This window comes from Kluyvera sichuanensis (assembly GCF_014218705.1).
GTDB lineage: Bacteria > Pseudomonadota > Gammaproteobacteria > Enterobacterales > Enterobacteriaceae > Kluyvera > Kluyvera sichuanensis.
This window is the reverse complement of sequence record NZ_JABBJF010000033.1, coordinates 1-25,158: the sequence shown is the minus strand read 5'-3', so window position 1 is coordinate 25,158 and position 25,158 is coordinate 1. Positions and strand designations below refer to the sequence as shown.

At 53.4% G+C, this 25,158-nt stretch carries 26 protein-coding genes; 15 read left to right on the top strand and 11 right to left on the bottom strand.

Features of this window, described 5'->3' with window-relative positions; genetic code table 11:
* The first annotated feature begins 30 nt into the window (after positions 1-30).
* Together HII27_RS23020 and HII27_RS23015 are read left to right on the top strand one after the other, a co-directional pair.
* Positions 31-384, top strand: a complete 354-nt coding sequence (locus HII27_RS23020) for a DsrE/DsrF/TusD sulfur relay family protein (RefSeq protein ID WP_185669712.1) — start codon at positions 31-33, stop codon at positions 382-384.
* A gap of 276 nt (positions 385-660) precedes the next feature.
* Entirely contained in the window at positions 661-906 is a 246-nt protein-coding gene (locus HII27_RS23015) for a DUF1883 domain-containing protein (protein WP_185669711.1), read from the top strand.
* Positions 907-948: 42 nt separating this feature from the next.
* Here the strand turns inward: HII27_RS23015 and HII27_RS23010 are convergent, their stop codons facing one another.
* Positions 949-1,611: a gamma-glutamylcyclotransferase gene (locus HII27_RS23010; RefSeq protein WP_185669710.1), complete on the bottom strand. Its 663-nt coding sequence runs from the start codon at positions 1,609-1,611 to the stop codon at positions 949-951.
* Positions 1,612-1,975: 364 nt separating this feature from the next.
* Here HII27_RS23010 and chaA point away from each other — a divergent pair, with 364 nt between their 5' ends.
* Positions 1,976-3,076: a sodium-potassium/proton antiporter ChaA gene (gene chaA, locus HII27_RS23005; RefSeq protein ID WP_185669709.1), complete on the top strand. Its 1,101-nt coding sequence runs from the start codon at positions 1,976-1,978 to the stop codon at positions 3,074-3,076.
* A gap of 110 nt (positions 3,077-3,186) precedes the next feature.
* Here chaA and kdsA read toward each other — a convergent pair whose 3' ends face one another.
* From kdsA to hemA, 6 genes are read right to left on the bottom strand one after another with little or no spacing between them, the layout of a single operon-like run.
* Complete coding sequence (gene kdsA / locus HII27_RS23000) at positions 3,187-4,041, bottom strand: 3-deoxy-8-phosphooctulonate synthase (protein ID WP_035891549.1); 855 nt, start codon at positions 4,039-4,041, stop codon at positions 3,187-3,189.
* 52 nt (positions 4,042-4,093) lie between these two features.
* Positions 4,094-4,903 carry an invasion regulator SirB1 gene (gene sirB1 / locus HII27_RS22995; protein ID WP_185669708.1) on the bottom strand — a complete coding sequence of 270 codons (810 nt, stop codon included), beginning with the start codon at positions 4,901-4,903 and terminating at the stop codon, positions 4,094-4,096.
* A 3-nt stretch (positions 4,904-4,906) separates the two neighbouring features.
* Positions 4,907-5,299 carry an invasion regulator SirB2 gene (gene sirB2, locus HII27_RS22990; RefSeq protein WP_185669707.1) on the bottom strand — a complete coding sequence of 131 codons (393 nt, stop codon included), beginning with the start codon at positions 5,297-5,299 and terminating at the stop codon, positions 4,907-4,909.
* Positions 5,296-6,147 (bottom strand): peptide chain release factor N(5)-glutamine methyltransferase, encoded by an 852-nt coding sequence (prmC, locus tag HII27_RS22985; protein WP_185669734.1) that lies wholly within the window; start codon positions 6,145-6,147, stop codon positions 5,296-5,298. The genes sirB2 and prmC overlap by 4 nt, the downstream gene beginning before the upstream one ends.
* Positions 6,147-7,229, bottom strand: coding sequence for a peptide chain release factor 1 (gene prfA / locus HII27_RS22980; RefSeq protein ID WP_185669706.1), 1,083 nt, complete (start codon positions 7,227-7,229; stop codon positions 6,147-6,149). Before prfA ends, prmC begins: the two co-directional genes overlap by 1 nt.
* Before the next feature lie 35 nt (positions 7,230-7,264).
* Positions 7,265-8,521 (bottom strand): glutamyl-tRNA reductase, encoded by a 1,257-nt coding sequence (gene hemA, locus HII27_RS22975; RefSeq protein WP_185669705.1) that lies wholly within the window; start codon positions 8,519-8,521, stop codon positions 7,265-7,267.
* Between the two features lie 197 nt (positions 8,522-8,718).
* On the opposite strand from hemA, the gene lolB reads away from it, so the two are divergent.
* The 4 genes from lolB (at position 8,719) to dauA (ending at position 13,151) form a co-directional block, all read left to right on the top strand.
* Positions 8,719-9,342 carry a lipoprotein insertase outer membrane protein LolB gene (lolB, locus tag HII27_RS22970; RefSeq protein WP_185669733.1) on the top strand — a complete coding sequence of 208 codons (624 nt, stop codon included), beginning with the start codon at positions 8,719-8,721 and terminating at the stop codon, positions 9,340-9,342.
* Entirely contained in the window at positions 9,342-10,190 is an 849-nt protein-coding gene (gene ispE, locus HII27_RS22965) for a 4-(cytidine 5'-diphospho)-2-C-methyl-D-erythritol kinase (protein WP_185669732.1), read from the top strand. Before lolB ends, ispE begins: the two co-directional genes overlap by 1 nt.
* Positions 10,191-10,396: 206 nt before the next feature.
* Positions 10,397-11,344 carry a ribose-phosphate diphosphokinase gene (gene prs, locus HII27_RS22960; RefSeq protein WP_003856663.1) on the top strand — a complete coding sequence of 316 codons (948 nt, stop codon included), beginning with the start codon at positions 10,397-10,399 and terminating at the stop codon, positions 11,342-11,344.
* 124 nt (positions 11,345-11,468) lie between these two features.
* Positions 11,469-13,151 (top strand): C4-dicarboxylic acid transporter DauA, encoded by a 1,683-nt coding sequence (dauA, locus tag HII27_RS22955; protein ID WP_317983866.1) that lies wholly within the window; start codon positions 11,469-11,471, stop codon positions 13,149-13,151.
* A gap of 93 nt (positions 13,152-13,244) precedes the next feature.
* Here dauA and HII27_RS22950 read toward each other — a convergent pair whose 3' ends face one another.
* Both HII27_RS22950 and HII27_RS22945 read right to left on the bottom strand, forming a co-directional pair.
* On the bottom strand, positions 13,245-14,708 hold the full coding sequence (locus HII27_RS22950) for a pyridoxal phosphate-dependent decarboxylase family protein (RefSeq protein ID WP_185669704.1): 1,464 nt from the start codon (positions 14,706-14,708) through the stop codon (positions 13,245-13,247).
* A 15-nt stretch (positions 14,709-14,723) separates the two neighbouring features.
* Positions 14,724-16,109: a diaminobutyrate--2-oxoglutarate transaminase gene (locus HII27_RS22945; RefSeq protein ID WP_072011324.1), complete on the bottom strand. Its 1,386-nt coding sequence runs from the start codon at positions 16,107-16,109 to the stop codon at positions 14,724-14,726.
* Between the two features lie 610 nt (positions 16,110-16,719).
* Here HII27_RS22945 and lysC point away from each other — a divergent pair.
* Positions 16,720-18,081: a lysine-sensitive aspartokinase 3 gene (gene lysC, locus HII27_RS22940; RefSeq protein WP_185669703.1), complete on the top strand. Its 1,362-nt coding sequence runs from the start codon at positions 16,720-16,722 to the stop codon at positions 18,079-18,081.
* Positions 18,082-18,170: 89 nt separating this feature from the next.
* Here the strand turns inward: lysC and ychH are convergent, their stop codons facing one another.
* Complete coding sequence (gene ychH / locus HII27_RS22935; RefSeq protein WP_185669702.1) at positions 18,171-18,455, bottom strand: stress-induced protein YchH; 285 nt, start codon at positions 18,453-18,455, stop codon at positions 18,171-18,173.
* Between the two features lie 279 nt (positions 18,456-18,734).
* Here ychH and pth point away from each other — a divergent pair, with 279 nt between their 5' ends.
* Both pth and ychF read left to right on the top strand, forming a co-directional pair.
* A complete protein-coding gene (pth, locus tag HII27_RS22930; protein WP_185669701.1) occupies positions 18,735-19,319 on the top strand; it encodes an aminoacyl-tRNA hydrolase in 585 nt (194 codons plus the stop codon).
* Positions 19,320-19,479: 160 nt separating this feature from the next.
* A complete protein-coding gene (gene ychF / locus HII27_RS22925; protein ID WP_185669700.1) occupies positions 19,480-20,574 on the top strand; it encodes a redox-regulated ATPase YchF in 1,095 nt (364 codons plus the stop codon).
* 303 nt (positions 20,575-20,877) lie between these two features.
* Here the strand turns inward: ychF and HII27_RS22920 are convergent, their stop codons facing one another.
* Positions 20,878-21,930 (bottom strand): LacI family DNA-binding transcriptional regulator, encoded by a 1,053-nt coding sequence (locus HII27_RS22920; RefSeq protein ID WP_185669699.1) that lies wholly within the window; start codon positions 21,928-21,930, stop codon positions 20,878-20,880.
* A 222-nt stretch (positions 21,931-22,152) separates the two neighbouring features.
* On the opposite strand from HII27_RS22920, the gene HII27_RS22915 reads away from it, so the two are divergent.
* From HII27_RS22915 to HII27_RS22895, 5 genes are all read left to right on the top strand, one after another.
* Positions 22,153-22,593: a PTS sugar transporter subunit IIA gene (locus HII27_RS22915; RefSeq protein ID WP_185669698.1), complete on the top strand. Its 441-nt coding sequence runs from the start codon at positions 22,153-22,155 to the stop codon at positions 22,591-22,593.
* 10 nt (positions 22,594-22,603) lie between these two features.
* The gene (locus HII27_RS22910) at positions 22,604-22,870 is read left to right on the top strand and encodes a PTS sugar transporter subunit IIB (protein WP_185669697.1); all 267 of its coding nucleotides are present in this window, start codon (positions 22,604-22,606) and stop codon (positions 22,868-22,870) included.
* 31 nt (positions 22,871-22,901) lie between these two features.
* A complete protein-coding gene (locus tag HII27_RS22905; protein WP_185669696.1) occupies positions 22,902-24,164 on the top strand; it encodes a PTS ascorbate transporter subunit IIC in 1,263 nt (420 codons plus the stop codon).
* A gap of 22 nt (positions 24,165-24,186) precedes the next feature.
* On the top strand, positions 24,187-24,864 hold the full coding sequence (alsE, locus tag HII27_RS22900) for a D-allulose 6-phosphate 3-epimerase (RefSeq protein ID WP_185669695.1): 678 nt from the start codon (positions 24,187-24,189) through the stop codon (positions 24,862-24,864).
* Positions 24,865-24,997: 133 nt separating this feature from the next.
* Positions 24,998-25,158: hypothetical protein (locus tag HII27_RS22895; protein ID WP_185669694.1), on the top strand; the 161-nt coding region annotated here is incomplete at its 3' end.

Sequence of the window (25,158 nt, the reverse complement as noted above, 5' to 3'; positions counted from 1 at the left end):
TAGCAATAACCGTGCCTTAAAGGAGTTCTGATGCAACGTATCGTCATTATCGCCAACGGTGCTGCCTACGGCAGCGAATCCCTGTTCAATAGCCTGCGTTTAGCCATCGCCCTGCGCGAGCAGCAGGACGATCTGCAGCTACAGCTTTTTCTGATGTCTGATGCCGTGACGGCTGGCCTGCGCGGGCAGAAACCGGCCGAGGGCTACAACATTCAGCAGATGCTGGAAATTCTGACCGCGCAGGGCGTGCCGGTGAAACTGTGTAAGACCTGCACCGACGGGCGCGGCATCACTAGCCTGCCGCTGATTGACGGCGTCGAGATTGGCACGCTGGTCGAATTGGCTCAGTGGACGCTGGCGGCCGACAAAGTGCTGACCTTCTGATTTGGCATCGCCAACGCCCCCATCAGCGTAGCCCGCTAAAACCATGACCATTTAAAGGATATTATTTCACCTCTGCGACATTCCTCACCTCTTTGTCACGATAGCTGAATGGATTCAGGGATATTGTCATTTTTGTTGAAGTGTTACGGCATTTTTTGATCAAAATCAGCATCGGTGAGGTCAGGGTTTGGTGTTATGCGATGAGTGATTTGTGAACAACATCACAGGCAGGATTAACGCGTAGGGAGTGCGTAGACTCATTTGCAGCGGGGTATTTTGGCGATGGTAAAAGCAAGTTTGACGTTATTTGGCGGAGATACAGTAGTGGTGCGTTGTTCAGAACGTTGCCATATTCATTTAATGAGCACGCAGAAAAGCACCAGCAGCAGCGGTTCCGATATTTTAAGCGTGCAGAACGAAGAGAAAGCGTATCTGACCGTGCCTTACAGTGGGACCTGGAACGTGCTGATCGACAGCCACAGCCAGTCTCTTGAACACTCCATCAGCTACGTTGCCGCCTGATGATTCACCCCGGAAGCACGCACTTCCGGGGTTTTTATTGACTTACTTCCCGCCCACCAGATGCCGCACGTTGCTAATCAGCTCGTTCAGGCCGTCGTCCGGCATTCCCAGCTTCTGTAACTCCTGCTCCAGTGAGAAGAGATACTGCGCATTGGTTCCCAATGGCCCACTGGCACGGGCAATCAGCGGTGCAATCAACTGCACGCTGGTATCAGACTCATACAGCGGATGGCGCGGGTCCATAATAAACACCAGCGCGTTGACCGTCCGACCATCATCGAGCGCCAGCTTGCACCAGGTTGGCAGGTAGCAGCCGGTGATCATCTCGCGCTTCCACAGCAGCGACAGCTCGTTTTCAATTTCATCATCCGGCAGACGGTAAGCCACACCGGTAGTGCGCCCGCCCTCTTTCAGCGCTAGCATACGCCCTGGCTGACAGGCGCTGCCGCGTCCCGCCGTCAGACGCAAACAGAATGCACGATGCCAGCCCACCAGTGTACCGGTTACCGACTCACTAAAATTGAGCGCCGGGTTCCACATCAGAGAGCCGTAGCCGAAAATCCATACCGGCCCATTATCTGGCCGACAGGCCAGCGTCGCCGCCAGCGACGCTGCACGCTGTTCAGCAGACCAAAGCAGAGATTCCTCAATGGCGCCAAACGCCGTTGTACAATCCGCCTTCATTAAGAAATCACGCGTTAACACTTTAAACCTCCACCGCCACTTCTCTTCCCTGCTTCACATGCGTTCTTACGGGAACGGATGGCGACCTCCGGAGCTGTCTTTGATGAAATATTATCCAGCTTTATGGTTCAGGATGCAATTTGTCTCCCATTGCATTCCGCTGTTCAAGCCGGTTTTACCGATAAGTAAAATAGGAAAACCAGCGCATTAATACGCTGTTATTTAAAAAATATTTAGTCAGTATTTTATATTATAGCCATCTATTAGAAAAAATGGCGTTATGGGTAAATTTTAGTAAAAGATCGCAATCCAGGTGGAAAAATTTGTTAATTTACGCAGCTGATTTTTTCTATAATTATAAATACCTGCAGATATGGAGACAAACATGACCCACGTACAAGAGGCGGTGAAAACTCGCCATAAGGAGACGTCGCTCATTTTCCCGTTGGTGGCGCTGGCAATTCTGGCCTTCTGGGGAAGCAGCCAGTCATTGCCAGTGGTTATCGCCATCAATGCCCTGGCGCTGGTGGGTATTCTGAGCAGCGCCTTTAGCGTTGTTCGCCACGCGGACGTTCTCGCACACCGTTTAGGCGAGCCCTACGGCTCGCTGATTTTAAGCCTTTCGGTGGTTATTCTTGAGGTGAGCTTAATCTCAGCGCTGATGGCAACGGGCGATGCCGCGCCGACGCTGATGCGCGATACGCTCTACTCCATCATTATGATTGTGACCGGCGGTTTAGTCGGCTTCTCGTTATTGCTCGGCGGGCGCAAGTTTGCCACGCAATATATGAACCTGTTTGGTATTAAGCAGTATTTAATTGCCCTATTCCCACTGGCTATTATTGTGCTGGTATTCCCGACCTCGCTGCCGGGCGCCAACTTTACTATTGGCCAGTCGCTGCTGGTGGCCCTCATTTCTGCCGCCATGTACGGCGTATTTTTGCTTATTCAAACCAAAACGCACCAGAGTCTGTTTGTCTACGAGCATGAAGATGACAGCGACGACGACGACCCGCACCACGGTAAACCGTCGGCGCACAGCAGCCTGTGGCATGCGGTATGGCTGATTGTGCACCTGGTGGCGGTTATCGCTGTCACCAAAATGAACGCCAACCCGCTGGAGACGCTGCTGACCAGCATGAATGCACCGGTTGCCTTTACCGGCTTCCTGGTGGCGCTGCTGATTCTCTCTCCTGAAGGACTGGGGGCATTGAAGGCGGTGCTGAACAATCAGGTACAGCGTGCGATGAACCTGTTCTTTGGTTCGGTGCTGGCAACTATCTCACTGACCGTGCCGGTGGTGACGCTGATTGCCTATATGACCGGAAATGAGCTGATGTTTGGTCTTGGCGTGCCGGAGATGATTGTGATGGTCGCCTCGCTGGTGCTGTGCCACATTTCGTTCTCAACCGGGCGTACCAACGTGCTGAACGGCGCGGCGCATCTGGCGCTGTTTGCGGCGTATCTGATGACGATTTTTGTCTGAGTGCAGTTCCCGGCGGCGCTTCGCTTGGCTGGGCTACAGGCCATTTACCATCAGGCAACCGTAACAAAAAAGCCGACCCTGAGGTCGGCTTTTTTATTCATCAGCAAAACTTATTTGCTGGTATCCAGCTCGTCGAAGCCTTTCACCAGGTCATCGATAGCTTTCATTTGCTTCAGGAATGGTTCCAGCTTGTCCAGCGGCAGCGCGGACGGGCCGTCGCAGCGTGCGTTTTCCGGATCCGGATGCGCTTCAATGAACAGACCAGCGATACCTACCGCCATACCCGCGCGCGCCAGCTCGGTAACCTGAGCACGACGACCGCCGCTTGCTGCGCCAAACGGGTCGCGGCACTGCAGGGAGTGGGTCACGTCGAAGATAACCGGGGAGTTGTTGGACGCTTTTTTCATCACGCCAAAGCCCAGCATATCGACAACCAGGTTGTCGTAACCGAAGTTAGAGCCACGGTCACACAGGATAACCTTGTCGTTACCGCCTTCGATAAACTTGTCGACGATGTTACCCATCTGACCAGGGCTCACGAACTGTGGTTTCTTGACGTTGATGACCGCGCCGGTTTTCGCCATCGCTTCCACCAGATCGGTCTGGCGAGCGAGGAACGCTGGCAGCTGGATCACGTCAACCACGTCAGCAACCGGCTGCGCCTGGCTTGCTTCGTGAACGTCAGTGATGATTTTCACGCCGAAGGTCTGCTTCAGCTCCTGGAAAATCTTCATCCCCTCTTCCAGGCCTGGACCACGGTAAGAGTGAATGGATGAACGGTTGGCTTTATCAAATGAAGCTTTAAATACGTAAGGGATGCCCAGCTTCTGAGTCACGGTCACGTAGTGTTCGCAGATACGCATCGCCAGATCGCGAGACTCCAGCACGTTCATGCCGCCGAAGAGAACAAACGGCAGGTCGTTTGCTACCTTGATATCACCAATGCTAACCACTTTTTCTTTCATAAGATCGCCTTGTTAGGGAATTTTGCGCGATTATAACCGCGTTTGTCGCTAATTAGTGAAGCGTAATTTGTTTATGCGAAATAGTATTAATCTGCGCGCGGATCATTTCGCTAATCGGGTCTTCCGGACATTGCTCAACGAAATAATTCAAATCATTCAGCGCGATATGCTCGCATTCAAGCTGCGCATAGATGAGCCCGCGATCGCGAATTTCGTACGGGTCTTCCGGATTAAACTGCAGCAGCGTCTGGCTGGCGCCCAGCGCCAGTTCCATCTGCCGCTCTTCCATCAGCGCCGACTTCAGCGTATCGAGCAGTTTGCGGATCACTTCCGCGTTATCCGCTTCATCGAGGTCTTCATTGAACAGCTCAGCCATCGGGCCGATGTTGCCTTTCAGCCACACTTCCAGCGTGTGCTCATCCAGCGTGTCGCCGTTAAACGGGTTAATCAGCCACATCTCGGCATCGTCAACATCGGCACGCAGCAACAGCTGAGTTGGGAAAATGACGGGCACGACAGGAATCTCGAGGCTATCGGCTATCCACAGCATGATTGCGCCCAGCGCCACCGCGCTGCCGCGACGGTTTTTTAGCACCTGATCCAGCCACAGCGCGTCGGACAGACGGTATTTACCGGAGGAATCGCTGAAATTCCACTCATGATAAAAGAGCTCTATCAGGCGCTCCATCTGGCGCGTCAGCGTCCAGGATGGACTAATCTCTTCGCGCGCCAGCGCCACCAGGCACTCGAGCTGCTCACGCACCACCTGCGACGGGAAATCATCACGAATGAATTCGGAAATCAGGATCATACCGTCGCAGAGCGGCGCTTTATTAAATTCAAAATCAGCCAGTGACTTCATACCCTACCCTAGCAGCGGAACTTTAGTGATGGCGAGTTTAACGATGATGCACAACACCACCAGCGCCAGCAAAAAGGCGACAAAACCGCTCTGCTGACTGCGCGGGCGACGACGGCCCAGCGCGACAAACCCTAAAATAATGTAAATGATAACGCCAAACAGCTTCTCAGTCAGCCATGTCCCTTCTTCGGTAAACGGGAAATAGCGCGTCATCACCATCAGCGCAACACCGCTGAGCAGCAGAACGCTGTCAACGGTATGCGGCAGTATGCGCACCCAGCGCGCATCAAACAGCGCACTTTTGTGGTGTTTCCACCAGAAACGCAGTGCGAAAAAGCTCACCGAGACGATAGCCGAGGCGATGTGTAAATAGAGTACCCACAAAAACAGGCTCATGCATGTGCCTCCATGTTTCCAGGCCATTGCGCCAGCGTCAGACGGTCATTATCACCGTAATCGCGGCAGGTTTGCGCCTGACGGTATCCGGCGTTGTCGAACAGTGCGCGCACGGCGGCACCCTGTTTCCAGCCGTGCTCCAGCAGCATGAAGCCACCGGGTTCCAGCCACTCGCGCCCCTGGGTGATGATATGCGCCAGGTCAGCCAGACCATGGTCACCGGCCACTAGCGCGGTTTTCGGCTCAAAGCGCACGTCGCCCTGCGCGAGATGCTCATCCTGCTCGTCAATATACGGCGGATTGCTGACTATCATCGCAAAACGCTGCTCGTCCAGCGCGCTGAACCAGTCGCTTTGCATGATGGTGATATTGGTGATACCCAGGTGCTCGGCGTTACGTTGGGCAAGTGCGACAGCGTCGGCGATATAATCCACGGCGGTGAGCTGGCAGTCCGGGCGTTCGCTCGCCAGCGCCAGCGCTACCGCGCCGGTACCGGTGCCGAGATCCAGAATATGACAAGGCGTGGACGGCAGACGTGCCAGCGCCTGTTCGACCAGACACTCAGTGTCCGGGCGCGGAATAAGCGTAGCGGGAGAGACAAACAGCGGCAACGACCAGAATTCGCGCGTTCCCACCAGATGGGCCACCGGCTCGCCGTTCACGCGACGCACCAGCAGCAGCGCCAACGTCTCAGTCTGCGCCGCGTCCAGTTCGGTTTCATCAAACGCGAGGATATAGGTACGCGCTTTTCCGGTCACATGCCCCAGCAGGATTTCCGCATCACGGCGAGGGCTTTCACCACCCTGTAGCGCCATCACGGCCTGCTGCAGCCATTGTCGATAGGTCATCATTCCTGCTCAGAGAGCGCCGCCAGCTGGTCGGCCTGGTATTCCTGAACGATAGGTTCGATCAGCATATCCAGTTTGCCTTCCATGGTTTCATCCAGACGGTAGAGCGTCAGGTTGATACGGTGGTCGGTCACGCGGCCCTGCGGGAAGTTATAGGTACGGTTACGGTCGCTGCGGTCGCCGCTGCCCAGCAGGTTACGACGCTCGGAGGCTTCCGCCTGCTGACGACGGGCAATTTCCGCGGCGCGGATACGCGAACCCAGCACCGACATCGCTTTGGCTTTGTTTTTATGCTGAGAACGTTCGTCCTGACACTCCACCACGATACCGGTTGGCAAGTGGGTAATACGAATAGCGGAGTCAGTGGTGTTAACGTGCTGACCGCCCGCGCCCGAGGAGCGGAAGGTATCAATACGCAGGTCCGCCGGGTTGATATCCGGTAATTCGGCTTCCGGTACCTCTGGCAGCACGGCCACGGTACAGGCGGAAGTGTGGATACGCCCCTGAGATTCGGTGGCCGGTACGCGCTGCACGCGGTGACCGCCGGACTCAAACTTCAGACGGCCGTAAACGCCTTCACCGCTGATTTTAGCAATCACTTCTTTAAAGCCGCCATGTTCGCCTTCGTTGGCGCTCATGATCTCCACGCGCCAGCGGCGTGATTCGGCGTAGCGGCTGTACATGCGGAACAGATCGCCGGCAAACAGCGCGGCTTCGTCACCGCCGGTACCGGCACGCACTTCGAGGAAGGCATTGCGTTCATCGTCCGGGTCGCGAGGCAGCAGAAGCACCTGCAGCTGTTGCTCCAGTTCTTCTTCTTTGGCTTTGGCTTCCTGCAGCTCTTCCTGCGCCATTTCGCGCATTTCCGGGTCGTCGAGCATCATCTGGGCGGTTTCAATATCGTCCTGAACCTGACGCCAGTCGGTATAGCAGCGAGCCACGTCGCCCAGCTGTGCGTATTCGCGGGACAGCGCGCGGAAACGGTCCTGATCGGCAATAGTTGCTGCGTCTCCGAGCAGCGCCTGAACTTCTTCATGGCGCTCGTAGAGAGCTTCCAGTTTAGCAACAATAGAAGGCTTCATTGGCGTAAATGCACCTTGTTATAAATAGAGTTGTGCTACTCCAGCCCGAGGCTGTTGCGCAGAATATGCAGGCGTTCATCATCCCCGTCACGGGCGGCCTGCTGAAGAGATTTGGTTGGCGCGTGGATCAGGCGGTTGGTTAATTTCCGCGCCAGATCCTGCATGATGACCTGCGGGTCGCCGCCCTGTTCAAGAGCCGCGATCGCTTTAGCGGTGAGCTCTTCACGCGCCGTTTCAGCCTGGGAACGATAATCACGGATGATTTCGCTGGCGCTTTGCGCGCGGAGCCAGGCCATAAATTCACTGGTTTCCTGCTCAACAATGGTTTCAGCCTGAACCGCGGCGGCTTTGCGCTGCGCGAGGTTATTCTGAATGATGTTTTGCAGGTCATCGACGCTGTAGAGATAGGCGTTGGCGAGTTTCCCCACCTCCGGCTCAACGTCGCGCGGTACGGCAATATCCACCAGCAGCATCGGCTGGTTACGACGCGCTTTCAGCGCGCGCTCCACCATCCCTTTACCAATAATCGGCAGCGGGCTGGCGGTAGAACTGATAATGATATCGGCCTCTTTCAGCCGCTCATCCACGTCGCTCAACGCGATCACTTCGGCCCCGACCTCATCGGCCAGCACCTGTGCACGTTCGCGGGTACGGTTGGCAATCACCATTTTTTTCACATGATGCTCGCGCAGATGGCGCGCCACCAGTTCGATGGTTTCACCGGCGCCGACCAGCAGCACCGTCACCGAAGAGAGTGATTCGAAAATCTGTCGCGCCAGGGTACAGGCCGCAAACGCCACCGACACCGCGCTGGCGCCGATATCCGTTTCCGTGCGCACGCGCTTGGCAACAGAGAAGGATTTCTGGAACATGCGTTCCAGCTCGCTGACATGCAGATGCCCGCGACTGGAGTCGGCAAACGCTTTTTTAACCTGCCCTAAGATTTGCGGTTCGCCCAGCACCAGCGAGTCCAGCCCGCTGGCAACGCGCATCAGATGGCTGACGGCATCGTTATCCTGGTGCCAATAAAGGCTCTGGCGCAGTTCTTCTTCATTCAGGCCGTGGTAATCGCACAGCCAGCGGATAATCGCTTCATGCTGATTTTCCTGCTCCTCTACGCTGAGGTAGAGCTCGGTGCGGTTACAGGTCGACAGTACCACGCCTCCTTGCACCATTGGCTGAGCCAGCAGGCTCTCCAGCGCCTGGTCGAGCGTATCTGGCGAAAACGTTACACGTTCTCGCAGCGCTACCGGGGCTGTTTTGTGATTAATGCCAAGAGCTAAAAGGGTCATTGTGCGGGAGTAGTACCAGCGTTGATAAGGTTAGTCTGAGCGCATCATACAGGATGCGCGAGATCAATAAAAGGGACGCCCCCCTTTTGGAGTAATAGGCAGGCTGGGTTAATTTTATGATTTAAGACAACTTGAGCGTAGACGCTGCCCGCAGGCGACGCTAGCATTAAGCGTTATCACTGCAACGCACTTCAAGGATTGTCATGTCTGATTTCCGCCTGATTCGCCTGCTGCCGCTGGCAGCCCTGGTCCTTACCGCTTGTACCACCACTGCGCCAACCGGTCCGGGTAAAAGCCCTACCGCCCCACAGTGGAAGCAGCACCAGCAGGACGTTCTTCACTTAAGCCAGTATCAGACCCGCGGTGCGTTTGCGTATCTGTCTGACCAGCAAAAGGTTTACGCCCGCTTCTTCTGGCAGCAAACCGGCCAGGACAACTATCGTCTGTTGTTAACCAACCCGCTTGGCAGCACCGAGCTTGAGCTGATTGGCAAACCGGGCTCTGCCCAACTGACCGATAACAAAGGCCAGCACTATACCGCCGCCGACGGCGAAGAGATGATTGGCAAGCTGACCGGGATGCCGATTCCGCTCAACAGCCTGCGTCAGTGGATCCTCGGCCTGCCGGGCGACGCCACCGACTATAAACTTGACGACCAGTATCGTCTTAGTGAACTCAACTACACCCAGAACGGCAAAACCTGGAAAGTGGTGTACGGCGGTTACGACAACAAAACCCAGCCAGCGCTGCCGTCCAACATGGAGCTGACCGAAGGCTCCCAGCGCATCAAGCTGAAGATGGATAACTGGATCGCTAAATGATGACCCGTTGGCCCTCTCCGGCAAAGCTGAACCTGTTTTTATACATCACCGGGCAGCGCGCTGACGGCTATCACACGCTGCAGACGCTGTTTCAGTTTCTCGACTACGGCGACACGCTGACCATTGTGCCGCGCCAGGATGGGCAACTGCGACTGCTCACCCCCGTGGACGGCGTGCCAAACGAAGAGAACCTGATTATTCGCGCTGCGCGCTTGCTGATGAAAACCGCCGCCGACAGCCAGCGTCTGGCGGACGGCTGCGGCGCGGACATCAGCATTGAAAAACGCCTACCGATGGGCGGCGGCCTGGGCGGTGGTTCCTCAAACGCCGCTACCGTTCTGGTTGCGCTAAACCATTTGTGGCAGTGCGGGCTCTCGGAAGATGAGCTGGCGGCTATTGGCCTGACGCTGGGTGCCGATGTGCCGGTGTTCGTTCGTGGCCATGCAGCGTTTGCTGAAGGGGTTGGCGAGGTGCTAACGCCGGTTGAGGTTGCGGAAAAATGGTATCTGGTGGCCCACCCGGGCGTCAGCATTCCAACCCCGGTTATCTTCCGCGATCCGGAGCTGCCACGAAACACCCCTGTCAGGTCAATAGAAACGTTATTAAATTGTGAATTCGGCAATGATTGCGAGGTTATCGCAAGAAAACGTTTTCGCGAGGTTGATGATGTGCTTTCCTGGCTGTTAGAATACGCGCCGTCGCGCCTGACTGGAACAGGAGCCTGTGTCTTTGCTGAATTCGACACGGAACTCGCTGCCCGCCAGGTGCTTGAGCAAGCCCCGGAATGGTTGCAAGGCTTTGTGGCGAAAGGTGTAAACCTCTCTCCATTGAAGCAAGCCCTGCTCTGAATCATTCGGTTTCCGTCAGTCATGCTGACGAAAGAAGAATGGTGATGAGTGACCCTGCCGGGCAAACTGAGCTCTGGTGACAACGTCACCCTGTTCCAGACGTTGCATCGCGCTCTTTAATACACCGCCTGGATGAAATCGCGCCTGGCCCGCACAGTTTTTGGCCCGTTTCATCCACCACTGGACGCATGCCTGAGGTTCTTCTCGTGCCTGATATGAAGCTTTTTGCTGGTAACGCCACCCCGGAACTAGCACAACGTATTGCCAACCGCCTGTACACTTCTCTCGGCGACGCCGCTGTAGGTCGCTTTAGCGACGGCGAAGTCAGCGTACAAATTAACGAAAACGTACGCGGTGGTGATATTTTCATCATCCAGTCCACTTGTGCCCCAACTAACGACAACCTGATGGAATTAGTCGTTATGGTAGATGCCCTGCGCCGTGCTTCCGCAGGCCGTATCACCGCCGTTATCCCTTACTTCGGTTATGCTCGCCAGGACCGTCGCGTTCGTTCTGCTCGTGTACCAATCACCGCTAAAGTTGTCGCTGACTTCCTGTCAAGCGTTGGCGTTGACCGCGTACTGACCGTAGACCTGCACGCTGAACAGATCCAGGGCTTCTTCGATGTTCCGGTTGATAACGTATTTGGTAGCCCAATCCTGCTCGAAGATATGCTGCAGCTGAACCTGGATAACCCAATCGTGGTTTCTCCAGACATCGGTGGCGTAGTCCGCGCTCGTGCTATTGCTAAACTGCTGAACGATACCGACATGGCTATCATCGACAAACGTCGCCCACGTGCGAACGTTTCCCAGGTTATGCACATCATCGGTGACGTTGCCGGTCGTGACTGCGTACTGGTTGATGACATGATCGATACCGGTGGCACGCTGTGCAAAGCAGCTGAAGCGCTGAAAGAACGTGGTGCGAAACGCGTATTTGCTTACGCAACTCACCCGATCTTCTCCGGCAATGCGGTGAACAATCTGCGTAACTCCGTCATCGACGAAGTAGTCGTCTGCGATACCATCCCATTAAGTGATGAGATCAAAGCGCTGCCAAACGTTCGTACCCTGACTCTGTCCGGGATGCTGGCCGAAGCGATTCGTCGTATCAGCAACGAAGAATCCATCTCCGCCATGTTCGAACACTAATCGGATTTGGTTAAAAAACCCGCTACGGCGGGTTTTTTTGTCTGTGTAGTTAATTTGTATGATTTATGCCAACTTCAACTATCATTCATATGGTAGATGATGCGCTCATGGATGAAAGACAACTGTGAATAAATTACTTTCCCCTCACGTTATGCCTTTCCGCGCGCTGATTGACGCCTGCTGGAAAGAGAAATACACCTCCGCGCGATTTATGCGCGATCTGATTGCCGGTATCACGGTTGGGATCATCGCGATTCCGCTGGCGATGGCGCTGGCGATCGGCAGCGGCGTGGCACCGCAGTATGGCCTGTACACCTCCGCCGTCGCGGGGATTGTTATCGCCCTGACCGGTGGCTCGCGCTTTAGCGTCTCCGGGCCGACGGCAGCCTTTGTGGTTATTCTCTACCCTGTCTCTCAACAGTTCGGCCTGGCAGGCCTGCTGGTTGCAACCCTGATGTCCGGGATATTCCTGATCCTCTTTGGCCTGGCCCGCTTTGGCCGCCTGATCGAATATATTCCGCTGTCGGTGACACTCGGCTTCACCTCAGGGATTGGTATTACCATCGGGACCATGCAGATTAAAGATTTCCTCGGTCTGCAGATGACGCACGTTCCGGAACACTATTTACAGAAGGTGGGCGCGCTGGTGATGGCGCTGCCGACCATTAACGTTGGCGATGCAGCCATTGGCGTTGTTACTCTCGGCACGCTGATCCTCTGGCCTCGCCTCGGCCTGCGCCTGCCGGGCCACCTGCCCGCGCTGATTGCTGGCTGCGTGGTGATGCTGATTGTGAACCTGCTCGGTGGCCACGTCGCCACCATCGGCTCTCAGTTCCACTACATCCTGGCTGACGGTTCTCAGGGCAACGGTATCCCGCAGCTGCTGCCGCAGTTTGTGCTGCCGTGGGATATGCCGGTCTCAACCTTTACCTTAAGCTGGGCCTCCATTCACGCTCTGCTACCAGCGGCGTTTTCCATGGCAATGCTGGGGGCGATTGAATCCCTGCTGTGTGCGGTGGTGCTCGACGGTATGACCGGCACCAAGCACAAAGCGAACAGCGAGCTGGTCGGTCAAGGCCTCGGTAATATTATTGCGCCGTTCTTTGGCGGCATTACCGCCACCGCGGCGATTGCGCGCTCGGCGGCGAACGTTCGTGCAGGCGCTACTTCACCGGTTTCGGCGGTGATCCACGCGGTTCTGGTGATTCTGGCACTGCTGATTCTGGCCCCGGTGCTCTCGTGGCTGCCGCTGTCGGCGATGGCCGCCCTGCTGCTGATGGTAGCGTGGAACATGAGCGAAGCGCACAAGGTGGTGTACCTGCTGCGCAAAGCGCCGAAAGACGACATCATCGTGATGCTGATCTGTATGTCGCTGACCGTGCTGTTTGATATGGTTATCGCCATCAGCGTTGGTATCGTGCTGGCTTCGCTGCTGTTTATGCGCCGTATTGCGCGCATGACGCGTCTTTCCGCCGTGAACGTCACCGTGCCGGACGATGTGCTGGTGCTACGCGTGATTGGCCCGCTGTTCTTTGCCGCCGCCGAAGGGTTGTTTAGCGATCTTGAGACACGTATTGAAGGCAAACGTATCGTAGTGCTGAAGTGGGATGCCGTACCGGTGCTGGACGCCGGTGGCCTGGATGCCTTCCAGCGCTTCGTGAAAAAGCTGCCTGAAGGCTGCGAGCTGCGCGTCTCTAACCTGGAATTCCAGCCGCTGCGCACCATGGCCCGCGCTGGCATTCAGCCGATTCCTGGTCGCCTGACCTTCTTCCCAAACAAGGATGCTGCACTAGCAGACATCATCTAACCGCCTCCCGGCGGCGCTTCGCTTGGCCGGGCTACAAATGACAGGCAAAAAAAATGGCTCCCGAGGGAGCCATTTTTATCGCAACGTGAATGCTTACGCTTTCAGCAGTTGCTCGGCGGTGTCTTTCACGCTTGCCAGCAGAACTTTAACGTCTTCCAGGCAAACCGTTGGGTTCAGCAGCGTCAGCTTCAGGCAGGTTACGCCATCAGCTTCGGTCACACCCACGTTAGCGCTGCCGGAAGCCAGCAGAACGTCACCAATACGTTGGTTCAGCAGGGCCACAAACGCGCTGTCGTTGTTTTCCGGACGGAAACGGAACAGCACGCTTGCCAGCTGCGGCTCCATGACCAGCTCCAGATGCGGCTGGGTTTTCACAAACTCAGCAACATCGCGCGCCAGCGTAACGCCGTTATCAATGATTTCGGCATACTGCTTTTTGCCCAGCGCTTCAAGGCCCATCCACAGCTTCAGCGCATCGAAACGACGCGTGGTTTGCAGAGATTTGGACACCAGGTTCGGCACGCCGTGCTCTTCGTCGAAATCAGAGTTCAGGTACGCCGCCTGATAACGCATCAGTTCATAATGACGCGCATCTTTCAGCAGGAACGCCCCGCAGCTGATGGTCTGGAAGAACTGCTTGTGGAAGTCCAGAGTGACGGAGTCAGCCTGCTCAAGTCCATTGAGGAAATGACGATACTTCTCAGACAGCAGTAACGCCCCGCCCCATGCTGCATCCACATGAACCCAGATCTGCTCTGCGGCGGCCAGCGCGGTAATTTCCGTTAACGGGTCGATTGCGCCCGCGTCGGTAGTACCTGCCGTCGCAACAATCGCCATCACCTGTTCGCCGTTGGCTTTCGCCTGCGCCAGCTTCTCTTTCAGGTCATTGATGTCCATACGAGAGAAAGCATCGGTTTTCACCAGCGTGACGGACTGATAGCCGTGGCCCATCAGCGCCATGTTTTTCTGCACGGAGAAGTGCGCGTTCTCAGAACAGAACACTTTCATCTTGCGCAGATCGCCGGTAATACCGTCTTGCTGTACAGAGTGCCCCTGACGCGCATAGAACGCATCACGCGCCAGCATCAGGCCCATCAGATTGCTCTGGGTGCCGCCGCTGGTGAACACGCCTGCATCGCCTGCCGGGAAACCAACCTGCTCACGCAGCCATTCGATCAGTTTGATCTCAATAATGGTCGCGGATGGGCTCTGATCCCAGGAGTCCATGCTCTGGTTGGTGGCGTTAATCAGCACTTCCGCCGCCTGGCTAATGACCAGACTTGGGCAGTGCAGGTGCGCCACGCACTGTGCATGGTGAACGGACAGACTGTCTTTCAGAAAGTATTCAACCGCACGCTCAATGGCGGCCTGGTTGCCCAGGCCTTGAGACGTAAAGTTCAGGTTGATACGTTCACGCAGCTGTTCAACGGTTTTGCCCTGATACATCTCAGGCTGTTTTAACCATTCAACGACCGCTTTAGTACTCTGCTCGATAGCGTCCTGATAGGCAGCAATACTCTGCGCCGAGCCGGACAGAATCGGGTTTACGTCAGACATTCGATCCTACTCCGTTTAAACCGGCTTCACGCCAGCGGCATTCAGGGCGTTTTCAAATTTATCGAGGAAGATTTCCAGCTCATCGTTGGTGATCAGCAGGGATGGCAGCAGGCGCAGTACGCAACCGTTACGACCACCGCGTTCCAGGATCAGACCCGCCTGGAAGCATTTCTTCTGCAGCAGCGCAGACAGCTCGCCGTCAGCCGGGAAGCAACCCATGTGGTCAGGCGCTTCGTTAGGCTTAACGATTTCCAGACCGATCATCAGACCCAGACCGCGAACGTGACCGATAACCGGGTAACGTTTCTGCAGTTCAGCCAGTTTGCCTTTCAGCCACTCGCCCTGGGCGGCAACTTTATCGGCAATTTTGTCGTCTTTGAGGATCTTCAGCGTGGTCAGGCCGGTCGCCATCGCCAGCTGGTTGCCGCGGAAGGTACCGGTGTGGTGGCCTGGTGCCCATGCGTCAAACTGCTTTTTAATACCCAGAACCGCCAGTGGCAGACCGCCGCCAACCGCTTTGGACATGACGATGATGTCTGGCTCAATACCGGCGTGTTCAAAGGCGAACAGTTTACCGGTACGCGCGAAACCAGCCTGAACCTCATCGAGGATCAGCATGATGCCGTGTTCTTGAGTCACTTTACGGATGCGCTGCAGCCACTCGACCGGAGCCGGGTTCACGCCGCCTTCACCCTGAACGGCTTCAAGAATCACCGCCGCAGGTTTACGCACGCCACTTTCAACGTCGTTGATCAGGTTTTCGAAGTAGTAGGTCAGCGCTTTCACGCCCGCTTCGCCACCAATGCCCAGCGGGCAGCGGTACTCGTGCGGATATGGCATGAACTGCACTTCCGGCATCATATTGCTGACGGCTTCTTTCGGTGACAGGTTACCGGTCACGGACAACGCGCCGTGAGTCATACCGTGGTAACCGCCGGAGAAGCTGATTACGCCAGAACGACCGGTCGCTTTTTTCGCCAGTTTGATAGCCGCTTCTACAGCATCCGCGCCGGATGGGCCGGTGAACTGCAGGCAATATTCTTTACCCTCGCCCGGTAACAGGGAAAGTAAATAAGATGAAAATTCATCTTTTAATGGGGTCGTGAGATCAAGCGTATGTAACGGTAAGCCACTCGTGATGACACTTTGAATGCTTTGAAGTACATCAGGATGATTATGACCAAGTGCCAGGGTGCCGGCACCCGCCAGACAGTCAAGGTATTGATTATTTTCAACGTCAGTGATCCAAACGCCCTGTGCCTTGGCGATAGCCAGCGGCAGCTTACGTGGATAGCTTCTGACGTTAGATTCAAACTCAGCTTGTCTTGCTAAAAAGGTATCATTGCTCTGTGGTAATGAATTAGCACGTAAAGTATCAATACGGACTTTATCCGTCATCATATCACTCCTACAACCAGGTGTAGATTAACGCCTGATTGAATAAATGGTTATAAGGATTACCTGTAAAAAATCGCGGCTAATATATGTTGTTTTAGCTAAGGACTCAATCATTTATTTTACGCGGTTTTCAGATGCCATTTTTCACTTTAAAATCAAAAGGTAACAACACAAAACCAACAACACCTTGATGCTAAATTGTTACCATTTATTATAAAAAGCTTCAGAGAAATACAAAGCCTGCGATGTAATGATAGCCACCCAATTGTTAAGGTTTTATTATTTTTTTACGTGTCTTTACCGTAAATAAGGTTGAGGATTTCGAATAAAACGGGATTTTTCATTTATTTACTGAGAGATAAATAAAAAAGTCGATCCCTTGTGATAAATCACTTACTATGGCGCGCTTATTTACCCCCCAGTAAATATAGACTAATGCGCAGCACCCGATAGCGTGTGACGGGCAGAACACGTTATCGACAACAGGATTACTCCTGGGTTGTCATCCAGAAATGTTCGCGGGCGGACATTTCGTAAGGAGAAGGAACCTTCCCTTATGCCGAGAATGAAAATTTTCTAGCCATATATTATGGCGCCCTGATATGAGAGTGTTATGACCCGCATTTACCCACAATTCATCGTTGCCAAGTTTGGCGGCACCAGCGTTGCTGACTTTGATGCGATGAACCGCAGCGCCAGCATTGTGCTTGCCGATCAAAATGTTCGTTTAGTTGTCCTGTCTGCTTCCGCAGGTGTCACCAACCTACTGGTTGAGCTTTCTGAAGGTCTGGAAAGTCATCAGCAGTTAGACAAGCTTGAGACCCTCCGGACCATTCAATACAACATTATTTCCCGTCTGAAGCAGCCTTCTGTCATCAGCAAGGAAATCGATAATCTCCTCGATAATATTAGCCGTCTGGCGCAAACGGCGATGGTTTCACCGTCTGACGCTCTAAGCGATGAGCTGGTGAGTCACGGGGAATTGATGTCCAGCCTGCTGTTTACGGAAGTGATGCGTGAACGCGGCGTTGAAACCAGCTGGTTTGACGCCCGCAGCGTGATTCGCACCGACTCCACTCACGGCTGCGCAGAACCTCAGGTTAGCGCCGTGGCTGAGCTGGCGGAAACGCATCTGCGCCCGCGTATCGAACAAGAAATCATGATTACCCAGGGTTTTATCGGCCGTGACGCTAACGGTCGCACCACCACGCTGGGCCGTGGCGGCAGCGACTACACGGCTTCCCTGCTGGGTGAAGCGCTGCACGCAGGCCGCGTTGATATCTGGACCGATGTCGCCGGTATCTACACCACCGATCCTCGTATCGCGCCAAACGCGAAACGCATCGACAGCATCTCGTTCTCTGAAGCGAGTGATATGGCAGGCTACGGCGCGAAAGTGCTGCACCCGGCGACGCTGCTGCCAGCGATGCGTAAGAACATTCCGGTGTTTGTTGGATCCAGTAAAGACACAGCCGCTGGCGGTACGCTGGTATGCTGCACAACGGAGAACCCGCCGCGCTATCGTGCGGTTGCGGTACGCCGCAAGCAGACGCTGCTGCGCCTGCACCGTCTCGACGATCAGCCATCTAACCGTTTCTTAGCGCAGATCTTCACGCTGCTGGCTCAGCACAACGTGGCAACGGATCTGGTGACGACATCAGAATCGACCATCGCGCTGGCGCTGGACTCATCAAACGCGACCTCCGGTGAAGATCACACGCTGACCACCGCGCTGTTTACGGCCCTCTCCTCCCACTGCCGTGTGGAAGTAGAAACCGGGCTGGCGCTGGTAACGTTAGTGGGTAATCAACTGACCAAAGAGCTGGGCGTGTGTAACGATGTCTTCTCTCGTCTGGAAGAGCATGCGGTGCGGATGATTTGTCACGGCGCGTCTCATAACAACCTTTGCTTCCTGCTGCCAGGCGATGCGGCCGACAGCGCGGTCAAGGCGTTGCACCATCGACTGTTCGAGTAAATTCGACCACTCTGAAAGCACAAAGTCCCGGCTTTCGGCCAGGACTTTGGAAGTTGTCTGTATGGCTCCCACGGGAGCCATTGTCATATTTAGCTGTGACGGTGAGAGGTATTATCGTTGCGGCGACAGCGTTTGTCATAGTGGCGTACCCACCAGTATCTATCGCTCACCTGCTCGTGCCCACCGACACGCGCGCCAACCAGCCAGAGAAGTGCGCCGACAAAGATGCTTAACACCGCACCATGCGCAAAAAACTGAGGTAGGTTAAGCTGCGGCATCTGGTTTAAAATAGAATAACCAACGCCGCCGATCATGACGACCAGACCTAACCCCATGAGCACATTACCGAGTAACGAAGCGTTTTTGCGTTTCATAGTGTCACCTCCGTAGATTGGCTTTGGGTTTAGGGATATATCCCTATTCCTAGTGTGTAAAGTATAGACAACACCGCCAGGGATAAGTGCGCTGGTGATCACAAATAAGAACATCTCATCAACAAATCTTTACATTTAAGTGACTGAAATACTTTCCAATCAACATTATTCCGGTTGTGAACTATTCAAGTTTTGCCGCTCAGGGCGCTTATTTTTGTCAAGCGCGCCCTCTCGACGTAAACTAGCCGCCGGAAAGATTGCCCACTCAGGAATAACAACGTGACGATTAAACTGATTGTCGGCCTGGCAAACCCCGGCGCAGAGTACGCGGGAACGCGTCATAACGCGGGTGCCTGGTACGTCGATTTGCTGGCAGAGCGTTTTCGCGCACCGCTGCGTGAAGAGAGTAAGTTTTTTGGCTACACCTCCCGCATTAATTTAGCCGGAGAAGATGTTCGCCTGCTGGTGCCGACCACCTTTATGAACCTTAGCGGTAAAGCCGTTGCGGCACTGGCGACCTTCTATCGCATTAATCCAGATGAAATTCTGGTGGCGCATGACGAGCTGGATCTCCCACCAGGCGTGGCGAAGTTCAAACTGGGCGGCGGCCACGGTGGCCACAACGGTCTGAAGGATATCATCAGTGAACTGAGTAATAACCCTAATTTTCACCGCTTACGCATCGGAATTGGTCATCCGGGCGATAAAAGCAAAGTTGTTGGTTTTGTATTAGGTAAGCCGCAGGCGACCGAACAGAAGCTGATTGACGATGCCGTAGACGAAGCGGCGCGCTGTACCGAGATCTGGCTGAAAGACGGGCTGACTAAAGCGACTAACCGCCTGCATGCCTTTAAAGCGCAATAAGTATTCACCGGTACGCTAAACTATTCAGGTTGCCGCCATCGCAGCAGGATGAAGTACGTTTTTTTTCCTGTATGACGTGTATAATAGGCGGAGTTATTAACTTTTCTACAATCTGTTTTCTATAACAGGTTGAATATCAAAAGATTAAGGTGATTTAAACATGGGATTCAAATGCGGTATCGTTGGTTTGCCAAACGTAGGCAAATCCACCCTGTTCAACGCGCTCACCAAAGCGGGTATTGAAGCGGCGAACTTCCCGTTCTGTACTATCGAGCCGAACACAGGCGTTGTTCCGATGCCCGATCCGCGTCTGGACCAGCTGGCGGAAATCGTTAAACCTCAGCGCATCCTGCCAACCACCATGGAATTCGTTGATATCGCGGGCCTGGTAAAAGGCGCTTCCAAAGGTGAAGGCCTGGGTAACCAGTTCCTGACCAACATCCGTGAAACCGAAGCTATCGGTCACGTTGTGCGTTGCTTCGAGAACGACAACATCATCCACGTGAACAACAAAGTGGACCCGGCTGACGATATCGACGTTATCAACACCGAACTGGCGCTGTCTGACCTCGACACCTGTGAACGCGCCCTGCACCGCGTGCAGAAAAAAGCCAAAGGCGGCGACAAAGACGCTAAAGCTGAACAAGCTGCGCTGGAAAAATGTCTGCCACAACTGGAAAACGCGGGCATGCTGCGCGCGCTGAAAACGCTGACCGACGAAGACAAAGCGGCCATCAAATACCTGAGCTTCCTGACCCTGAAGCCAACCATGTATATCGCCAACGTTAACGAAGACGGTTTTGAGAACAACCCGTACCTCGACAAAGTGCGCGAAATTGCAGCGGCTGAAGGTTCTGTTGTGGTTGCCGTATGTGCCGCCGTTGAAGCCGATATCGCTGAACTCGACGATGCCGACCGTGAAGAATTCATGGCTGAAATGGGCCTCGAAGAACCGGGGCTGAACCGCGTTATCCGCGCCGGTTACGAACTGCTGAACCTGCAAACCTACTTCACCGCGGGCGTGAAAGAAGTCCGTGCATGGACCATCTCTGTTGGTGCAACTGCGCCGCAGGCTGCGGGTAAAATCCACACCGACTTTGAAAAAGGCTTTATCCGCGCACAAACCATCGCGTTCGAAGACTTCATCACCTACAAAGGTGAGCAAGGCGCGAAAGAAGCGGGCAAGATGCGTGCAGAAGGGAAAGATTACATCGTTAAAGATGGCGATGTGATGAACTTCTTGTTCAACGTCTAAATAAAGTTTGTTGTCTCATGAGGTTTCCATAATCTCATGAAGTTCATAAAACCCTATAAAATCCACGCAATAGCGTGGATTTTTGTTTTCATGACGTCTTATGCAATCTCACTGTAACGCTGCTAGAAATGGCACTAGCATGAAAACAATCACTTTCTATTTTCATTTCAGTGGTATCCCCATCCCCCTTCAAGTTACCTCAGCATAGCCAAATGCGCTCGACACGCCAAAGGGGTATGTTCTCAGCAACGCAAATCTCGCTGTGTTTGACGGAATAGCAAATCAATAAATATCTTATCTGCACTACTGCTTTCTGGTGCTGGCACGAACTTGTAAGGTTGAGGGTAATTCAATAGCGCTATCTGTCGATTTGCCAGCCAGTAGATCAAGCAACGTCTTTCCTGCGAGAGTGCCTGTCTCACTCCATGGAAATTCGACCGCAGTCAGAGCCGGTGAGCAAACTGCGGCAAGGGTACCACCGCTCAAGCTTGCCAATGCCAGGGAATCTGGCACTTTTTGCCCTGCACCGTGGCAAGCCATGATGCAGCCGCAGGCAATTTCATCAGATGTGCAAATCAGTGCATCCAACTCAGGCCAGGTGATACGAATATCGCTCAGCAGATTTAAACCGGTCGTAATGCCTGCTGGTAGATGCGAGGTAACCACCCGATGTGGGGAGTGGTTAATGGAGATCATGGCGCTGTTCCAACCGCTCAGTACCTGACGAAACATAATATTATTAGAGGCCGTGCAAAGCAGACCGATATTTTTATATCCGGCCTGTACAAGTGATGTGACCAACTTTTTAATGGCTGCACCGTAGTCAACACCAATGCTGACCCAGTTTGCATCACGATTAATAGCGCCAATCTCAACCACCGGCACGCCGGTGTTACTGATCATTTGCGAACAACTGCTGATGTTATCAATATTGAATTGAACAATCGCCGCCGGGTTGTAAGCAAGCATTTGTGTAAAGGCTTTTTCTTCACTCTGCCCACCCTGGCCGGATTCGATAAACATCATGCTGTAACCCTGCGTCGCGATCACGGTCTGCAGCGTTTCGGAAACGGCGAGAAATCCTGGAGAGGAAAAAGAAGGCACCACCCCCATCACCAGGCTGGAGTCAGCAGAGGCGAGGCTGCGGGCCTGTAGATTTGGCACATAGCCCAACTCGCTAACCGCCGCTTCAATACGGGTGCGCAGTTCAGGATTTACTTTTTCAGGCATGCGCAACGCGCGTGAGACCGTCATCGTGCTAACGCCGACCAGTTTTGCCACTTCGGCGAGCGTAATTTTACCAGTGTTTTTCCTGCGTTTTTCTCTCCCGCTATCGTCCACTTCTAACGTCTGCACTGATGTCCTCCTTTCGCCTGGCTGGGCAGCCATTGTAAATGATATTTAGCGTTTTGCGCATTGCCCAACTGCAAAGTAATGATAAGTATGGTTAACAAAGTTAGCGGTAACAAGAATTTTAACACTAGCGCCATGTTAGCGCTAACTTTGCGAGGAAGATCACGGTAACCCGTGAAGGCATTCCACTATAGTAGGCTCACTTTCAACGCTATCGGGGTATTTATGATTACGACCTGGCTACCAACGGAAAATATACAGATTGTGGATTCAGTCAGCGACTGGAAACAAGCTATTACGTTATCGGCTCAGCCCTTATTAGCGAAAGAAGCGATTACAGAAGATTATATTCAAGCCATTTTTAACAGCCATCAGAAACTTGGTCCTTATTATGTCCTGGCGCCAGGTTTGGCAATGCCTCATGCCCGTCCGGAGCAAGGGGCAATAAAAAATGGATTATCGTTTTTACATGTTAAACAAGGCGTGTCTTTTGACGCAAAAGAGAATGACCCGATTTACGTTGTGATTATGTTGTGCGCACTTTCTGGTGATGAGCACATCAATATGATTACAGCACTGGCGGACATTTTTAGCGATGATGAACGACTATCAGCACTTCTGAAAGCATCATCAATGGATAAAATTCAAACCGTTATCAACGGATAGTGAGGTAGAGATGAAAAAGGTTCTGATCGTTTGTGGTAACGGTTTAGGTAGTAGCTTTATCGTTGAAATGAATGTAAAAAAAATCATTAAAGAGCTGAATAAAGAAGCTGAAATTTCCCATACCGACCTGACGTCGGCAAAGAGCGAAACAGCCGATATTATTCTTAGCGCTAAAGATATTGCCGAACATCTGTCCAGCCATTCTGCACAAGTATTTGGTTTATCTAACTTGCTGGATAACAATAAAATAAAAGAAATTCTTTCCGAGAATCTCTAATTAATTATTTGCGGCCTTACGGAGTCATTCTATGCTGCAGTTTATTATTCATGATGTGTTAGGTACACCAGCTATACTGGTTGGTTTGTTTTCCTTGATCGGTTTACTATTACAGAAAAAAGCCGTTTCCGATGTTATTTCCGGGACTCTCAAAACCATTATGGGTTTTGTGATATTAACATCCGGGGCGGCGATTATCGCCACTACGTTAACAACGTTTAGCCAGCTGTTTGAGCACTCGTTCCATATTCAGGGAGTCGTACCCAATACTGATGCCATGGCGGCGCTGGCGCAGAAAAACTACGGTACCGCAACGGCAATGATCATGGTGCTAGGGATGTTGTTTAACATTGTCCTTGCCCGTATTACGCCGCTGAAGTACATCTTCCTGACCGGGCACCATACGCTGTATATGTCGGCAATGCTGGCTGTCATTCTCTCTGTCGGCGGTCTATCACCATTCTGGGTAGTACTGGTGGGGGCAGTGATCCTCGGCATCATGATGGTCGTCTCTCCGGCCATTCTACAACCGTTCACTCGCAAAATAACAGGCACTGATGACCTGGCGTTGGGCCACTTTGGTTCAACTGGCTATCTGCTGTCGGCACTGGTGGGGAAAGTAGTCGGTAAAGGAAGCCCGTCGATTGAAGAGCTTAAGGTACCGAAATCGCTGAATTTCCTGCGTGACTCCTCGGTTGCCATCTCGCTGACGATGATGATCCTGTTCATCATTCTGGTACTGGTCGCAGGCAAAGAGTTTGTTGAGGCCAACATCAGCGCGGGTCAGAACTTTATCATCTTCGCCATTATCCAGTCGCTTACCTTTGCAGCTGGCGTGTGGATCATCCTTGCGGGTGTACGCATGATTATTGCCGAAATCGTTCCGGCCTTTAAAGGCATCGCCGACAAGTTGGTGAAAGACGCCAAACCGGCACTCGACTGCCCTACCGTCTTTCCGTTTGCCCCGAACGCGGTGATCGTCGGATTTCTGTCAAGCTTTGCCGCTGGCCTGGTGAGTATGTTCCTGTGCCCACTGTTTGGTTTAAGCGTCATCGTTCCTGGCCTGGTACCGCACTTCTTCTGCGGCGCGACGGCGGGCGTTTACGGCAACATCTGCGGTGGTCGGCGCGGCGCGGTGGTGGGTGCATTCGCTCACGGTCTGTTGATTTCATTCTTGCCTGCAATTTTGCTGCCTCTAATGGGCGACCTTGGCTTTGCATCCACCACTTTTGGCGATGCGGACTTCGGCGTTGTTGGCATCATTCTTGGGCATGTCGTGTCACTGTTTAACTAATTAATTCTTTTGGAGGTGAAGTATGGCGGCTAAATTTTCGCCCTCGTTAATGTGCATGAATTTAACACAGTTCAGAGAGCAAATTACGGCAATGAATGGCCGAGCTGATTTTTATCACGTCGATATTATGGACGGTAGCTATGTGAAGAACATTACGCTCTCACCATTCTTTATCGAAAACCTGAAAAAAATCACCGATGTGCCAATTGATGTGCATCTGATGGTGAATCACCCGGAAGATATTATCCCAATGTGCATTGATGCTGGAGCCGATATTATCAGCTTCCATCCGGAGACAGCGAATAACAAAATCTTCCGGCTGCTGAATCAGATCAAAGATGCGGGTCGTCGCTGCGGCGTGGTGTTGAACCCTGCTACTCCGGCTGATGCGATTAAGGAGTACGCGCACCTGCTGGATAAAGTGACCGTCATGTCAGTTGATCCCGGCTACGCCGGCCAGAAGTTTATTCCGGAATCGCTCAACAAAATCAAGCAGCTGATTGCGATGCGCGAAGCGCATGGTTACCACTACCTGACCGAGATTGACGGCTCCTGCAACGAGAAGACCTTTAATGTCATCTCCCAGTCCGGCGTTGATGTCTTTATTGTAGGGACCTCTGGCCTCTTCTCACTGGCAGATAATGTCAGCGATGCCTGGGACAAAATGGTCGATTTCTATCAGCGCGAAGTCGCTGCCTAAAATTGCAGCGCGCTCAACCGTACTGAGCCATTGTGCAAGGCGAAGAGTCTATTTAACCGGTCTGGCTCTTTACCCTCGCGATTGATTTATACGGTTGAGGGCGCTGTAACCCTTTTATATCTGGAGTTCCCTCATGACGACTCGTCGCACGCTAGCGAATGCTTTGCGCATGCTTTCTATTGATGGTGTACAAAAATCGAATTCCGGTCACCCGGGTGCCCCAATGGGTATGGCTGACATTGCCGAAGTCCTGTGGCGTGATTTTCTGAACCATAACCCGCAGAATCCGTCCTG